At 70.6% G+C, this 13,571-nt stretch carries 12 protein-coding genes, 1 pseudogene and 1 riboswitch; of the genes and pseudogenes, 6 read left to right on the forward strand and 7 right to left on the reverse strand.

Annotated features, from left to right (window positions below; translation table 11 throughout):
* Positions 1-79: 79 nt before the first annotated feature.
* Positions 80-1,285, forward strand: a complete 1,206-nt coding sequence (locus D9V37_RS11260; RefSeq protein ID WP_232524868.1) for a L,D-transpeptidase — start codon at positions 80-82, stop codon at positions 1,283-1,285.
* A gap of 116 nt (positions 1,286-1,401) precedes the next feature.
* On the opposite strand, the gene D9V37_RS11265 is transcribed toward D9V37_RS11260, so the two are convergent.
* The 5 genes from D9V37_RS11265 to ctaE form a co-directional block, all read right to left on the reverse strand.
* Positions 1,402-2,337 carry a type IV toxin-antitoxin system AbiEi family antitoxin domain-containing protein gene (locus D9V37_RS11265; RefSeq protein WP_121806237.1) on the reverse strand — a complete coding sequence of 312 codons (936 nt, stop codon included), beginning with the start codon at positions 2,335-2,337 and terminating at the stop codon, positions 1,402-1,404.
* Positions 2,338-2,514: 177 nt separating this feature from the next.
* Positions 2,515-4,263, reverse strand: coding sequence for a cytochrome bc1 complex cytochrome b subunit (gene qcrB, locus D9V37_RS11270; RefSeq protein WP_121806238.1), 1,749 nt, complete (start codon positions 4,261-4,263; stop codon positions 2,515-2,517).
* Between the two features lie 7 nt (positions 4,264-4,270).
* Positions 4,271-5,344, reverse strand: coding sequence for a cytochrome bc1 complex Rieske iron-sulfur subunit (gene qcrA, locus D9V37_RS11275; RefSeq protein WP_121806239.1), 1,074 nt, complete (start codon positions 5,342-5,344; stop codon positions 4,271-4,273).
* Complete coding sequence (gene qcrC / locus D9V37_RS11280) at positions 5,341-6,216, reverse strand: cytochrome bc1 complex diheme cytochrome c subunit (RefSeq protein ID WP_232524869.1); 876 nt, start codon at positions 6,214-6,216, stop codon at positions 5,341-5,343. The genes qcrA and qcrC overlap by 4 nt, the downstream gene beginning before the upstream one ends.
* 26 nt (positions 6,217-6,242) lie before the next feature.
* Positions 6,243-6,887 carry an aa3-type cytochrome oxidase subunit III gene (gene ctaE, locus D9V37_RS11285; RefSeq protein WP_456299567.1) on the reverse strand — a complete coding sequence of 215 codons (645 nt, stop codon included), beginning with the start codon at positions 6,885-6,887 and terminating at the stop codon, positions 6,243-6,245.
* Positions 6,888-6,964: 77 nt separating this feature from the next.
* Here ctaE and D9V37_RS11290 point away from each other — a divergent pair, with 77 nt between their 5' ends.
* Both D9V37_RS11290 and trpD read left to right on the forward strand, forming a co-directional pair.
* Complete coding sequence (locus tag D9V37_RS11290; RefSeq protein WP_121806241.1) at positions 6,965-7,372, forward strand: Rv3143 family two-component system response regulator; 408 nt, start codon at positions 6,965-6,967, stop codon at positions 7,370-7,372.
* Positions 7,372-8,394 carry an anthranilate phosphoribosyltransferase gene (trpD, locus tag D9V37_RS11295; protein WP_121806242.1) on the forward strand — a complete coding sequence of 341 codons (1,023 nt, stop codon included), beginning with the start codon at positions 7,372-7,374 and terminating at the stop codon, positions 8,392-8,394. The genes D9V37_RS11290 and trpD overlap by 1 nt, the downstream gene beginning before the upstream one ends.
* A 24-nt stretch (positions 8,395-8,418) precedes the next feature.
* Here trpD and D9V37_RS11300 read toward each other — a convergent pair whose 3' ends face one another.
* Positions 8,419-8,697, reverse strand: coding sequence for an Lrp/AsnC family transcriptional regulator (locus tag D9V37_RS11300; protein ID WP_121806243.1), 279 nt, complete (start codon positions 8,695-8,697; stop codon positions 8,419-8,421).
* Between the two features lie 21 nt (positions 8,698-8,718).
* Positions 8,719-10,509, reverse strand: coding sequence for a DEDD exonuclease domain-containing protein (locus tag D9V37_RS11305; RefSeq protein WP_121806244.1), 1,791 nt, complete (start codon positions 10,507-10,509; stop codon positions 8,719-8,721).
* Positions 10,510-10,657: 148 nt separating this feature from the next.
* On the opposite strand from D9V37_RS11305, the gene D9V37_RS11310 reads away from it, so the two are divergent.
* The 3 genes and pseudogenes from D9V37_RS11310 to D9V37_RS20245 all read left to right on the forward strand — a co-directional run.
* Entirely contained in the window at positions 10,658-10,864 is a 207-nt protein-coding gene (locus D9V37_RS11310; RefSeq protein ID WP_121806245.1) for a hypothetical protein, read from the forward strand.
* Between the two features lie 310 nt (positions 10,865-11,174).
* Positions 11,175-11,328, forward strand: a riboswitch (cyclic di-AMP (ydaO/yuaA leader).
* Positions 11,329-11,370: 42 nt separating this feature from the next.
* The gene (locus tag D9V37_RS11315; protein ID WP_121806246.1) at positions 11,371-12,369 is read left to right on the forward strand and encodes a C40 family peptidase; all 999 of its coding nucleotides are present in this window, start codon (positions 11,371-11,373) and stop codon (positions 12,367-12,369) included.
* Between the two features lie 200 nt (positions 12,370-12,569).
* Positions 12,570-13,571: pseudogene (locus D9V37_RS20245) on the forward strand (hypothetical protein); the annotation flags it as partial.

Here is a 13,571-nt window from a genome sequence, read left to right on the forward strand (position 1 = left end):
GGGTCCGGCTTGTTAGGGTGAAGGCGGGTTCCACTCAGGTGCCCGTGCCCTCGGCCTTCACGGAGCTCCTCACATGCGCATGTCCCGACGAACCTCGACGCTCGCGGTCGCGGCTCTCGCCCTGACGGTCGCCGGCTGCGGCGGCGGCTCCGGCTCCTCGGACGGCTCCGCCTCGTCGTCGAAGAGCTCGAGCTCGGGGGAGTCGTCGAAGGCGCCGCAGTCGAAGGTCTCGGTCTCCTCCAACATCAAGGCCGGCGCCACCGGGGTCCCGGTGAGCAAGCTGCTGCGCCTGACCGCCTCCGAGGGCACCTTCCGTACGGTGCAGCTGGCTACGCTCAAGGGCGTCGAGGTGCCGGGGCAGATGAACGCCGACCGCACCGGCTGGCACGCCACCAGCCGGCTCACCTCGGGCAAGAAGTACGTGGTCAAGGCGGTGGCCGCCGACGCCAGCGGCACCGCCCGCACCTGGACCGCCCGTTTCGACGCGGCCAGCCTGACCAAGGACGAGCAGACCTACCCCAGCGTCAATCCGCTGCCCGACGCCAACGTCGGTGTCGGCATGCCGATCATGGTGCACTTCGACCGGCCGGTGAAGAACAAGGCCGCCTTCGAGCGCAACATGCACGTCACCACCAGCGCCGGCCAGACCGGGTCCTGGTACTGGATCGACGACAACACCGCCCACTACCGCCCGCAGACGTACTGGCAGGGCGGCAGCACGGTGAACGTCGACCTCGACCTCGCCTCGGTCGACGCGGGCAATGGCATCTACGGCCAGGTCGACCGCAAGTACAGCTTCAAGGTCGGCCGCAGCCAGGTGCTCAAGGTCAGCGCGACGACCCACCAGATGAAGGTCATCCGCGACGGCAAGCAGATCCGCCAGATCCCGATCACCACCGGCATGGCCGGCTTCACCACCCGCTCGGGCACGAAGGTGATCGTGGAGAAGGATCTCAGCCACGACATGAACTCCGAGACCATCGGCATCGACCCCAACGGCCCCCTGGGCTACAACCTCAAGGGCGTCAAGTACGCGATGCGGCTCACCTTCTCCGGTGAGTTCATCCACGCCGCCCCGTGGTCGGTCAGCTCGCAGGGCCACGCCAACGTCAGCCACGGCTGCACCGGCCTGAGCAACGAGAACGCCGCCTGGCTGTTCAACAACAGCATGATCGGCGACCCGGTGGAGTACACCGGCACCGATAAGCCCATGACCCTCACCAACGGCTACGGCGACTGGAACATGTCGTGGGCGGACTGGCAGCAGGGTTCTGCGCTGACGTAGTCGGCGGCCGCGCCCGGCGGGGAGTTTTGCCGGGTGCCCGGCAAAACCCCCGGAAATTCGCTCCAGAAACGGTCGCTGCGACGAGGTTCAGTCAGGGCTCGCCCGATGTGCGCAGATTACGCCGCACGCCGCTGAGCTGCCTGGTAGATGCGCCGCAGGCACTCCTCGGGGCGCCCCATGTCCCACCAGTCGAACCTGACGGGCTCGAGGCCCTCCTTCTCGCGGACGAGGATCTCGCGGCGTCGCTCGCGCCGGACGGTGTCGACGATGGATTCGCCCGGTCGCCGGTACTTGACGTACTTCTCCTTGCCGTCGGTCTCGACCCACACGCCGAGCTTCGGGATGGCGAAGTCCAAGAAGAAGAGCTCGCCCATGACGACGACCGGATACTGCGGGATGACGCCGCGCAGGCCGTGTCGGTGGAACATGTACCAGCACCTCGATTCGAGCACGGACCCGAGCCGTGGGTCTGCGAGTGCCAGAGCGGGAGTGAGCACGAGCCCACCGCGGTGATGGAGGGCGGTGGTGTGAGCGTCTCGGAGCTCGTCGCTGTTCACCTGCTTGGTGCGCAGGAAGTGGCTGCCCAGTACGACGCCGAGCTCGACCGAGTCCGCTCTGATAGTCGTCTCCACCACCGTGCGCGCCACGGAGGTGACGGACCCGCCTCCGGGGAGGTGGAGGTCGGTGGGGTGGGCCACGCCCCGGTGGTGGACGATCCGCGCCTGGGTGCGTCCGGTCCCATCGGGGCGGGTGAGGTGAAGATGCTCCAGGTCGAGTCCCCAGTCCGGACCGCCGTGCAGGACGACGGCGCTGTCGTGGGAAATGAGACCGCCGCCGTACATCCGGATCACGGCCGTCTTAAGCAGCAGAAGCCGTTCTTGCGCCGGCAGCCGGTCCCACACCCGGCGATCGGCGTAGGCGCCCTGACGGACCCGGACCAGGGCCCCCTCCCGCACGGCCTTGGTGAGGTCGTCATCGTCGACGCCGAAGTCGAGCGCCTCGCGGCGCAGGAGGACGCCGTCGACGAGCAGCGGAAGGGGGTCACGAGCCATGCCGTGGATCCTGCGGCGTCGCGCAGGTGTTGCCAACCACGGCTTCGTCCGGCTGTGGATAACGCGAGATCGACGTCAATCAGACACCGACCTACCAGAACTCGTCAGATCGACCGCTTCTGACGCCAATTTCCGGGGGTTTTGCCGGGTGCCCGGCAAAACCCCCGCCGCGGCGGCTCAGTCCTTGTGGTGCGCCAAGTCGTCGCCCTCGGTCCCGTGGCGGCCGTCGAACTGGTGGCCGTCGGCGCGCTGGCCGACCAGGGGAGCGTCGTGGGCGGCCTCGTCCGCGGCGTGGTGGTGGGCCGCTTCCAGCTCGGCCCGGGTGGGCTTCTGCTGGTTGTTGCGGTACCACCACGACGACAGGCTCGCGCGCAGCCGCTCCTTGCGGGTGCCGGGGGCCTGGACGCCGTTCTCGTCGGTGGCGGACTCGATCTGGTAAATCTCGTCGCGGTCGCGAGCGGTGAGGGTGTACTGGTCGGCCACCGGGAGGGGCAGGTGCTTCTCGGTGTAGCCGCCCGAGGCGTCGCGCATGATGACGCCCGTCTCGTAGCCGTGCAGCAGCGTCTCGTTGTCGTGCCGCTGCAGCGAGATGCACCAGCGCCTGGTGATGATGAAGGCGATGATCGGCCCGAGGAAGACCGCGACGCGGTTGAAGTAGGTGATCGAGTTGATGCTCAGGTGGAAGACGATGGCGATGATGTCGTTGCCGCCGGCCATCCAGGAGATGCCGTAGAAGGTCATCAGCGCGACCATGAGCGCGGTCCGCGTCGGGGCGTTGCGGGGGCGTTGCAGCAGGTGGTGGTCCCGCTTGTCACCGGTGATCCACGACTCGATGAAGGGCAGCATCAACAAGATCGTGAACATGACGCCCGGCATGATGATGATCGGGACGAGCACGTTCCAGCCGATGGTGACGCCCCAGAAGTTGCTCTCCCAGCCGGGCATGATGCGCAGCAGCCCGTCGGGCCAGCCCATGTACCAGTCCGGCTGCGAGCCGGCGGTCACCTCGGAGGGGTTGTAGGGGCCGTAGCGCCAGATCGGGTTGATCGAGAGGAACCCGCCCAGCAGCGCGGTGACACCGAAGACGATGAAGAAGAACCCGCCGGCCTTGGCGGCGTACACCGGGAGCATCGGGTAGCCCACGACGTTCTCGTTCGTACGGCCGGGGCCGGGCCACTGCGTGTGCTTGTGGTAGACGAGCAGGAGCATGTGGGCGGCGATGAGGCCGAGCAGCACGCCGGGGATCAGGAGGACGTGGACGGTGTAGAGCCGCGGGATGATCGAGTCGCCCGGGAACTCCCCACCGAAGAGGAAGAACGAGATGTAGGTGCCCACCACCGGCATCGACTTGATGAAGCCGTCGGCGGCGCGGATGCCGGTGCCCGAGAGCAGGTCGTCGGGCAGCGAGTAGCCGGTGAAGCCCTCAAGGGTGCCGAGCAGCAGCAGCAGGCAGCCGATGACCCAGTTCAGCTCGCGGGGCTTGCGGAAGGCGCCGGTGAAGTACACGCGCAGCAGGTGCACCATCATGCCGGCGATGAAGAGCATCGCGGCCCAGTGGTGCATCTGGCGCATCAGCAGCCCGGCGCGCACGTCGAAGGAGATGTTGAGCGTGGAGGAGTAGGCCTCCGACATCTCCAGGCCGTTCAGCTGTTGGAAGGAGCCGTGGTAGACGGTCTCGCCCATGCTCGGGCGATACCACAGCGTCAAGAACGTGCCGGTCAGCAGCAGGACCACGAAGCTCCACAGCGCGATCTCGCCGAGCATGAAGGACCAGTGGTCGGGGAAGACCTTGCGCAGGTTCTTCTTCATGGCCGTCGCCAGGCCCAGGCGGGAGTCCGCCCAGTCCGCGACCGCGCCCGCCTTGCTGGGCTTGGCCGCATTGGAGGCCTTGGTGCCGTTGGTGTTGACCGGAGTGCTGGTGCTCATCTGGTGATCACCCTCGTTCCCAGAAGCTCGGTCCGACCGGTTCGGTGAAGTCGCTCTGTGCCACCAGGTACCCATCCTCGTCGACCTTGATCGGCAGCTGCGGCAGCGCGTGGCCGGCGGGGCCGAAGATCACCTTGCCGTTGTCGGCCAGGTCGAAGGTGGACTGGTGGCAGGGGCAGAGCAGGTGGTGGGTCTGCTGCTCCCACAGCGAGATCGGGCAGCCCACGTGGGTGCAGATCTTGGAGAAGACCAGGATGCCGTTGACGCCCCAGTCGGCGCGGCCCTTGGCCGGCGTGATGGCGTCGGGGTCCATCCGGACGACCACGATCGCGGCCTTGGCGCGGTCCTCCTGCGCCGTGACGCCCTCGGGCACCTCGACCGTGGTGCCGCCGCCGGGCGGGGTGAACGCGTCGTAGAAGACACCCGGCTCGGCGTTGACCAGCTGGCCCACCTGCATGTCGGAGGCCTTGATCTTGGTGCCGGTGACGTCCTGGACGATCGGCATGTCCTCGGTCCACACGGTGTGGAAGAGCTTCTTGCCGGGCAGCGGGCCCAGGTCGCGCAGCGCGACGATGGCGGGCAACCCGAGGGCGCCCATGGCCGCCAGCATCGAGTTGCGGATCAGCGGGCGCCGGGCGATGCCCGACTCCTCGGTGCCCAGGCTCAGTGCCGAGAGCGCCTCCTCGCGGTCCTCGTCGGAGGAGCGGGCCGGGTGACGCATCTCCATGATCTCGTGGTCGCCCATGAGCTTGCGGGCCCACAGGATCGCGCCGGTGCCGATGAGCAGAAGCGCGATGCCCAGGCAGCCGCCGAGCGCGACGTTGGAGGCGCCCCAGCCGAAGATGTGCGGCGGGTCGGTGCGGCCCTTGATCTTGATGGCGAAGTAGGCCACGCAGAAGCCGAGGGTGAACAGCACCGAGAGGCCGAACAGCGTGGCAACCTGGCGCTCCGCGCGCCGCTCGGCGATCGGGTCGACGTCGGTCGGCCGGGGGAGGTGCTCCTCCATGCCCGGGTCGGGCACGGGATCGGGCTCGGCGGCCACCAGCTCCGAGCCGGTGCGCTGCTCGTGGTCGATGCTCATGACGTTCCCTCCTCACGCTTCCTGACGCGAGCGGTGTGGGAGGCGATCCATACCGCGAAGCCCACCAGTACTCCGATACCCGCGAGCCAGGCGAACATGCCCTCCGAGACCGGACCCAGTGCGCCCATCGAGAACCCGCCGTAGCCCTGGGTGCGCTCGTTCTTCTTCAGGTAGCTGATGATGTCGCGCTTGTCCTGCGGGGTGAGCACGTCGTTGGAGAAGACCGGCATCTGCTGCGGACCGGTCAGCAGCGCCTCGTAGATGTGCTTGCTGGAGACGCCCACCAGCTTCGGGGCGTACTTGCCACCCGGCAGCGCACCGCCGGAGCCGGCGAAGTTGTGGCACGCGGTGCAGTTGGTGCGGAACAGCTCGCCGCCGCGCCGGATCGACTCGGTGCCGTAGCCGCTGGTGTCGTAGTCGGACTTGCTGGGCACCGACTCACCAGGGCCGAGCGAGGCCACGTACGCGGCCAGCTGGGAGATCTCGGTCTTGGAGTAGGTGACCTTCTTCTCCGGGGCCTGCGGACCGGGCGCGGCCATCGGCATGCGTCCGGTGCCGACCTGGAAGTCGACGGCCGCCCCGCCGACCCCGATCAGCGAGGGGCCGTAGTTCTTGCCGCGCTTGGTCACGATGCCCTCGCCGTTCTGCCCGTGGCAGGAGGCGCAGCCGACCAGGAACAGGTTGCGGCCCTTGGCCACGGCGTCGGTGCTGCTGTCGCTGCCGCTCGCGCTGGCCGGGCTCACGGCGTAGTAGGTCGCGCCGGTGGCCAGCAGGCCGATGAGCAGCACGGCGGGCGCCGCGAAGCGGCTGCGCCGACGTCGCGACACGGCGCCGGCGACGCGGGAGGCGGTGCTCTTCAGGCGGAGTCTCACGGTGCTTGTGTTCCTCGATCCGTCGGCTACTTGATGAGGTAGATCGTGGCGAACAGGCCGATCCACACGACGTCGACGAAGTGCCAGTAGTAGGACACGACGATCGCGCTGACGGCCTGCTCGTGGGTGAACTTGCGGGCCAAGAAGGTGCGTCCGAGCACCAGCAGGAAGGCGATGAGGCCACCGGTGACGTGGATCCCGTGGAAGCCGGTGGTCAGGTAGAACATCGTGCCGTAGGAGGACGCCGGGATCGTGATGCCCTCGTGGACGAGGGTCACGTACTCGAAGGCCTGCCCGGCGACGAAGATCGCGCCCATGAAGTAGGTGAGCACGAACCACTCGCGCAGCCCCCACGAGCCGCCCCAGAACCGCCACAGCGGGCCGCTGCGACCGACCTGACCGCGCTCGGCGGCGAAGACGCCGGCCTGGCAGGTGACCGAGGACAGCACCAGGATCGTGGTGTTGGTGGCCGCGTAGGGCACGTCGAGTCCGGCGGTGCTCTGCGCCCACAGCTCGGGGCTGACCGCGCGGATCGTGTAGTAGGAGGCGAACAGCGCCGCGAAGAACATCAGTTCGCTGGACAACCACACGATCGTGCCCACGCTGACCATGCTCGGACGGTCGTGGTGCCCGTGCAGCCGGGACGCGGGGATCGCCTGTGCTGATGCCACGAAAGCATTATGTGCCCCCCGCAGGTCGGCGAGCACCCCGACCCCCCGGCGACGCCGCTCGGTCTAGAGTTTCGGCTGTGAGCAGCCCGTCGCTGAAGGTTCTCGTCTACTCCGACGACGCCAACGTGCGCCGTCAGGTGCTGCTGGCACTGGGCCGGCGGCTGCACCCGGACCTGCCCGAGATGGAGTACGTCGAGGTGGCCACCGAGCCCGTCGTGCTGCAGCAGATGGACGCCGGCGGCATCGATCTGGTGGTGCTCGACGGCGAGGCGGTCCCGGCCGGCGGCATGGGCATCGCCAAGCAGCTCAAGGACGAGATCTACCAGTGCCCGCCCGTGCTGGTGCTGGTCGGCCGCCCGCAGGACGCCTGGCTGGCCACGTGGTCGCGGGCCGAGGCGGTCGCCCCGCACCCGATCGACCCGCTGCAGCTGGCCGAGGTCGCGCTGCGGCTGCTGCGGCCGCTGACCTCACCGACCGCCGGCTGATGCCCACCTGGCCGGAGGTCCTCACCGGCCTCGTCGCCGGCCGGGACCTCGACACCGAGCAGACCGCCTGGGCGATGGGGGAGATCCTGGCCGGCGCGGCCACCCCGGTGCAGATCGCGGGCTTCGCCGTGGCGCTGCGGGCCAAGGGCGAGACGGTCGACGAGGTCCAGGGGCTGGTCGACGCCCTCTACGAGCGCGCCGTGCCGCTGAGCATCCCCGGCCGCACGCTCGACGTCGTCGGCACCGGCGGCGACCGGTCGTTCTCGGTCAACATCTCCACGATGTCGGCCATCGTCGCCGCCGGGGCGGGCGCGAGGGTCGTCAAGCACGGCAACCGCTCGGCCTCCTCGAAGGCCGGCACCGCCGACGTGCTGGAGCGGCTCGGGGTGAGGCTCGACCTCCCACCCGCCGACGTCGCCCGCGTCGCGGCCGAGGCCGGCATCACGTTCTGCTTCGCCAACGCCTTCCACGCGGCGCTGCGTCACGCGGCCGTCGCGCGCGGTGAGCTGGCCATCGCCACGACCTTCAACCTGCTCGGGCCCCTGGCCAACCCGGCGAAGCCTGCCGCCCAGGCCATCGGCTGCGCCTTCGAGGGGGCGCCGCCGCTGATGGCCGCGGTGTTCGCCCGGCGCGGCGTCGACGCGTGGGTCTTTCGCGGCGACGACGGCCTCGACGAGCTGACCACGACCACCACCTCCCGCATCTGGGAGGCCCGCGACGGCGAGGTCGTCGAGCACCGGCTGGACCCGGCCGAGCTGGGTGTTGCGCGCGGCACCGCCGAGGCGCTGCGCGGCGGCGACGCCGACCACAACGCCGACGTGGTCCGTCGCGTGCTGGCCGGCGAGACCGGTCCGGTGCGCGACGCCGTGCTGCTCAACGCCGGCGCGGCGCTCGCGGTGCACGCCGCCGAGGACGGCCCGCTGCCCGACCGGCTCCGGCACGGCATGGTGCGCGCGACGGCCTCGATCGACGAGGGCGCCGCGGCCGCCACGCTGAAGCGCTGGGTGACGGCCTCGTCCTGAACCGGGCTGAGCCGGATCGGGGGACTAGTCGAGCCCGAGCGAGAACGCGGCCTCGAGGTCGTGCTGGGAGTAGGTGCGGAACGCGATGTGGGTCTCGGTGGAGAGGATGCCGGGCACCTTGTTCAGCTCGTCGGCCACGACCGCGGCGATGTCGTCGTGGTGTCGCACGCGGATCATCGCGATCAGGTCGACGCCGCCGGTCACCGAGTAGACCTCGCTGACGCCCTCGAGCGCGGCGATCGCCTCGGCCGTCTCCGGGATGCGGGCGACGTCGGCCTTCACGAAGACGATGGCGGTGATCATGGGGGCAATCTACCGAGCCGGCTACCGGGCCGGCTGGTGGACGATCGGCAGCGATCGCCGCTCGTCGAAGGGCACGAGGCTCTCGCGCGAGGTCTGCGCGGCGTCGTGGCGTGCGACATGGCGGCCGGCGCCTCGGATGGGGCAGGCCCACTCGCCCTCGAGGCTGACCAGCCGCACGCCGGGCGACTCCAGCCAGCGCAGGATCTTCTCCGACTCCTCGGCGCTGGCCGCCGGCGTGGGGCCGGGGCCGGGCAGCACCGTCTCGGCGCTGGCGCGCAGCTGGTCGACCCAGGCGCCGGCATGGGCCTGGGTGGGGATGAGCCCGGCGGCGGCGAGCCGGCCGTAGCGCACGACGTGCACCTCCCACCGCCCGTCGTCGCGCCGGCGGGCGGCCACCAGCTCGGCGCAGCGCGAGAGTCCGCCCAGCCGCTGGGTGCGGGTGGCCGCGCGGACGAAGGCGGCCAGCCGGTCGCGCAGCCGGCCGGCGTCCTCGAAGCGCTGGTCGGCGGCGAGGTCGTCCATGCGCGCGGTCATGGTGGCCACCACCTCGTCGGCGTGGTGGAGCAGGCTCGCGCGCAGGTCGGCGACCACCGCGGCGTAGGCGTCGGCCGACGCGCTGCCGTCGCAGGGGGACAAGCAGCGGTGCAGCTCGGCCAGGACGCACGGCGAGCGCTGGGCGTGACGGGCCAGCCGTCCCGAGCACTGCCGCACCGGGAAGGTCTCGTGCAACGCGGCCAGGCACCGGTCGGCGGCCTTGCGGGAACCGAACGGGCCCAGGTAGTCGGCGTCGTCGTCGAGCACCTGCCGCACCAGTGACAGGCGCGGCCAGGGCTCGTCGGTGAGCTTGATCCAGTGCACCTTCTCCGGGAAGCGGCTGCGCCGGTTGTAGCCGGGCTTGTGGGCGGCGATGAGCCGCAGCTCGCGCACCTCGGCCTCCAGCACCGTGGCGCACTCGACGGCCGACACGCGCGCGGCCAGGCCCACCATCTCGCCGATCCGCGAGCGGGTCTCCGAGGCGGTGAAGTAGCTGCGGACGCGGGTGCGCAGGTCGCGGGAGGTGCCGACGTAGAGCACACGGTCGCGCTCGTCGCGGAACAGGTAGACACCGGGGGCGTGGGGGAGCGACTCGGCCAGGTGGCGCTTGCGGCGCTGGGCGGCGGAGACCTTGGCCGAGAAGGTCTGCAGCTCCTCCAGGGTGTGGACGCCGAGTCCGCCGAGGCGCTCCATCAGCCCGTGCAGCACGTCGACGGTGGCCCGCGCGTCGGCCAGCGCCCGGTGGTTGGGCGCGGTGGTGGCGTGGAAGACCTGGGCCAGCGAGCTGAGCTTGCAGTTGGGCGCGTCGTCGCGGGTGATGACGCGGCGGGCGACCTTGGCGGTGTCGACGACGTCGTAGGCCGGCCAGGCCAGGCCCTGCGCGGTGGCGAAGTGGCGCAGGAAACCGACGTCGAACGGCGCGTTGTGGGCCACCAGCACGCAACCTCGGGAGAACTCCAAGAACGCCGGCAGGGCCTGCTCGATGCTCGGCGCGTCGGCGACCATGGAGTCGGTGATGCCGGTGAGCACCGCGATGAAGGGCGGGATCGCGGCGTGCGGGTTGACCAGGGTCTGGAACTCCCCGAGCACCTCGCCGGCGCACACCTTCACCGCGCCGATCTCGGTGATCATCGAGCCGCCCTCGGCCGAGCCGCCGGTGGTCTCGAGGTCGACGACGCAGAACGTCAGCCCGCGCAGCGGCCGGCCGATCTCGTCGAAGCTCAGCTGCGCGCCGTGCCTCGAGGCGGCGGTGGCGCCGGCTGCCCTGGTCGAACCCATGTCCGAACACGCTAGGCACGCCCGCCGACAGTTCCGTCCACCGACGCGCCGTGGGGCGGCCGCCGTGCTCTCCTCCGCCGGAACTGTCGGTGGGCGCTGCCAGGCTCCTGGTGTCCCGCTTCCCCGCGAGAAACCGGAGCCTTCGAAGATGAGCAGCATCCACGTCGACTGCGACCTGTGCCTGGCCCGCGGCCCGGCCTGCCACGACTGTGTGGTCACCGTCCTGCTGGGTCCGCCCACCGAGCACCTGGCCGAGGACGAGCGCGACGCCCTCGCCGTGCTGGCCGGGTCGGGCCTGGTCCCGCCGCTGCGGCTGGTGACGCCGGTGTCCGGGCCCGAGGTCGAGTCGGCCTGAGGCGCTCGCCGCGCCGCGCCCGACACGCCCGACACGCCCGGGCTCGCGCGCACCTCGACCCGAACTCGACGTGAGGAGGTCGGGCGCGGTTCCACTGGTCTGGACGGCTCGGCGCGAATTTCGGCGGAATCTGACCCGTCTGGTGGGGCCGGTGTGACCCATGGTGACTATGTCGGAAATAGACGTCCGGCCAGGCCCGAAACTTCCGTCCCACGAGTCTCCACAGGGTGGCCAGGATGGGTTTGTACGCGGTTCGGGGCTCTACTAATGTGCCCTTCGGCATCCGACCCAGCTCGCCGACCGGGCGAGCTCGGAGGCCACGCTGAGTCGGGGTCCGAGACATCGGGCGCCGAGCCGGGGAACCAAGTACGTGGGGTGAATCCGGACCCTCCCCAGAGGGACCGGTAGGGCAATCGTGAGCCCGAATCCGTCAGCTCACCTGGTAAGCGTCGACACGAAAGGGACCGACCGCGTTGAGGTTCGGCCGTATCCGCAGCTCTGCCCTCATGACCACCCTGCTCGTGGGTGGCCTGCTCGGGTTGCACGCTGCCGCCCCCGCTGCCGCCGACCCGGGTTCTCCGGACACCCCGACGGCCGCGACGTCGCCGCTCGCCGAGCCGCGCATCGACAAGGTCAAGAAGAAGGTCGACCGGCTCTACGCCCAGGCCGAGGAGGCCTCCGAGCGCTACAACGCCGCGCGGATCCAGCTGCACGCCTCGCGGGTGCGGCTCACCGCGCTGCAGTCGGCGCTGAGCCAGCAGCAGAAGGTCGTCGACCGGCTGCGCAACGACGTCGCCGCGCTGGTCGTGCAGCAGTACCAGGGCAACTCGCTCTCCACCGCCTCGCAGGTCGTGTTCTCCTCCGACTCGCGGGCCTTCATCGACAACCTCAACGCCGCGTCCTCCTACAACTCCCAGCGCGGCCAGGTCATCGCCGGCTACCAGGTGCAGCTCAAGCAGCTCAAGCTGCGCCGCCAGGCCGCCGACGACCAGGTCACCTCGCTGACCCGGACCCGCTCGACGCTGCGCACCCAGAAGCAGGTCATCGACAAGAAGGCCGCCGCGGCGAAGGCCGTGCTCTCGGACCTGCAGGAAAAGCAGCGGCTGGCCATGATGGCCGGCGTCGACCCCTCGCAGTACCAGAACCTCGGCTACACCGGGGCCGCCGGCACGGCGGTCAAGTACGCGCTGGCCCAGGTCGGCAAGCCCTACGTGTGGGGCGCCGCCGGGCCGAGCTCCTTCGACTGCTCCGGACTCATGATGGCCGCCTGGGGCCAGGCGGGTGTCGGTCTGCCGCACTCCTCGAGCGCCCAGATGGGCTCGGGCACGCCGGTCTCCGAGGCCGACCTGCAGCCCGGTGACCTGGTCTTCTACTACTCCCCGGTGCACCACGTCGGCATGTACATCGGCAACGGCCTGATCGTGAACGCCGAGAACCCCAGCGTGGGCGTCCGCGTCACCGGTCTGCACGCCATGCCGTACTCCGGCGCCGTCCGACCCGGCTGACGCAGGGCCCGACCACGCGCCGCTCCCTGCTGTTCCTGCTCGCCGGGCTGCTGCTGACGCTGCCCTGGCTGGCGGGTTGCGGCGGGTCGGAGATCAAGCCGCCCCAGGCGCCGGGTGACGACTCCGCGTCGCGCAACAGCGCCGCCGCCACGCTCCTGCGCCGGCTGGCCCACGGGCTGGACGGGCGCGACCGCTCGGCGGTGACCGCGCTGGCGGCACCAGGGCACGGCACGGCGGTGAAGGCCGTCTACGACAACGCCGCGGCCCTGGACCTGACCGGGATCTCGTTCCGTTTCGTGGCGCCCACCGCCGCCGACGATGCCGCCACCTGGCACGCCGTGGTGAGCGTGCGGTGGCGGTTGCCCGAGGACGACCACGCCAGCGAGCTCGACAGCCGCGCCACCTTCCACACCAGCGCGGGTCGTACCACGCTGGTCGGCTTCGACGGCGGCGACGAGCGCTCGGCGCTGTGGCTGACCGGGCCGCTCACCGTGCGCCGCTCGGCGGACACGCTGGTGATGGACGCCCACGGCTCGGGCAGTGCCGTGGCCACCGACGATCTGCTCGCCCGCCGCGCGGTCGGCGCCGTGCGCCGGGTGCTGCCGAGCTGGCGGGGTCGGCTGGTGGTGGAGGTGCCTGCGTCGCAGGCGGCCCTGGAGTCGCTGCTGCACGCCAGGTCGGGGGAGTACCGCCAGATCGCGGCCGTGACGACGACGGTTGACGGCTCCGAGGACCAGGACACGCCGGTGCACGTGTTCCTCAACCCGGCCGTCTTCGACCAGCTGGGCCCGCGGGGCTCGCAGGTGGTGCTCAGCCACGAGACCACGCACGTCGCGACCGGTGCGACCTTCACCACCGCCATGCCGACCTGGCTGCTGGAGGGCTTCGCCGACTACGTCGCGCTGGTGCACGCCGACATCCCGGTCGCGACGGCGGCCGGCCAGATCCTGGCCCGGGTGCGCCAGCGGGGTGCGCCGCGGCACCTGCCGAGCGCCTCGGACCTCTCGCCCTCGGCCACGGGGCTTGGCGCCACCTACGAGGAGGCGTGGACCGTCTGCCGGCTGATCGGCCGCACCTACGGCGAGCAGCAGATGGTGGCCTTCTACGACGCGGTCAAGGCCGGGACGCCGGTGGCCACGGCCTTCAAGACGGTGCTGGGCACGACGCAACCGGCGTTCGTGTCCTCCTGGCGCGCCGACCTG

Origin of the sequence: Nocardioides mangrovicus (genome assembly GCF_003674065.1) — a bacterium.
Taxonomy (GTDB): Bacteria; Actinomycetota; Actinomycetes; order Propionibacteriales; family Nocardioidaceae; genus Marmoricola; species Marmoricola mangrovicus.

What these genes read in the sequence shown, in the direction of transcription:
- trpD (WP_121806242.1), top strand. Translation starts at nt 7,372, where the DNA reads ATGCCCACCTGGCCGGAGGTCCTCACCGGCCTCGTCGCCGGCCGGGAC.
- qcrA (WP_121806239.1), bottom strand. Translation starts at nt 5,344, where the DNA reads ATGAGCATCGACCACGAGCAGCGCACCGGCTCGGAGCTGGTGGCCGCC.
- D9V37_RS11315 (WP_121806246.1), top strand. Translation starts at nt 11,371, where the DNA reads ATGACCACCCTGCTCGTGGGTGGCCTGCTCGGGTTGCACGCTGCCGCC.
- D9V37_RS11300 (WP_121806243.1), bottom strand. Translation starts at nt 8,697, where the DNA reads ATGATCACCGCCATCGTCTTCGTGAAGGCCGACGTCGCCCGCATCCCG.
- D9V37_RS11265 (WP_121806237.1), bottom strand. Translation starts at nt 2,337, where the DNA reads ATGGCTCGTGACCCCCTTCCGCTGCTCGTCGACGGCGTCCTCCTGCGC.
- D9V37_RS11260 (WP_232524868.1), top strand. Translation starts at nt 80, where the DNA reads ATGTCCCGACGAACCTCGACGCTCGCGGTCGCGGCTCTCGCCCTGACG.
- D9V37_RS11305 (WP_121806244.1), bottom strand. Translation starts at nt 10,509, where the DNA reads ATGGGTTCGACCAGGGCAGCCGGCGCCACCGCCGCCTCGAGGCACGGC.
- D9V37_RS11310 (WP_121806245.1), top strand. Translation starts at nt 10,658, where the DNA reads ATGAGCAGCATCCACGTCGACTGCGACCTGTGCCTGGCCCGCGGCCCG.
- qcrB (WP_121806238.1), bottom strand. Translation starts at nt 4,263, where the DNA reads ATGAGCACCAGCACTCCGGTCAACACCAACGGCACCAAGGCCTCCAAT.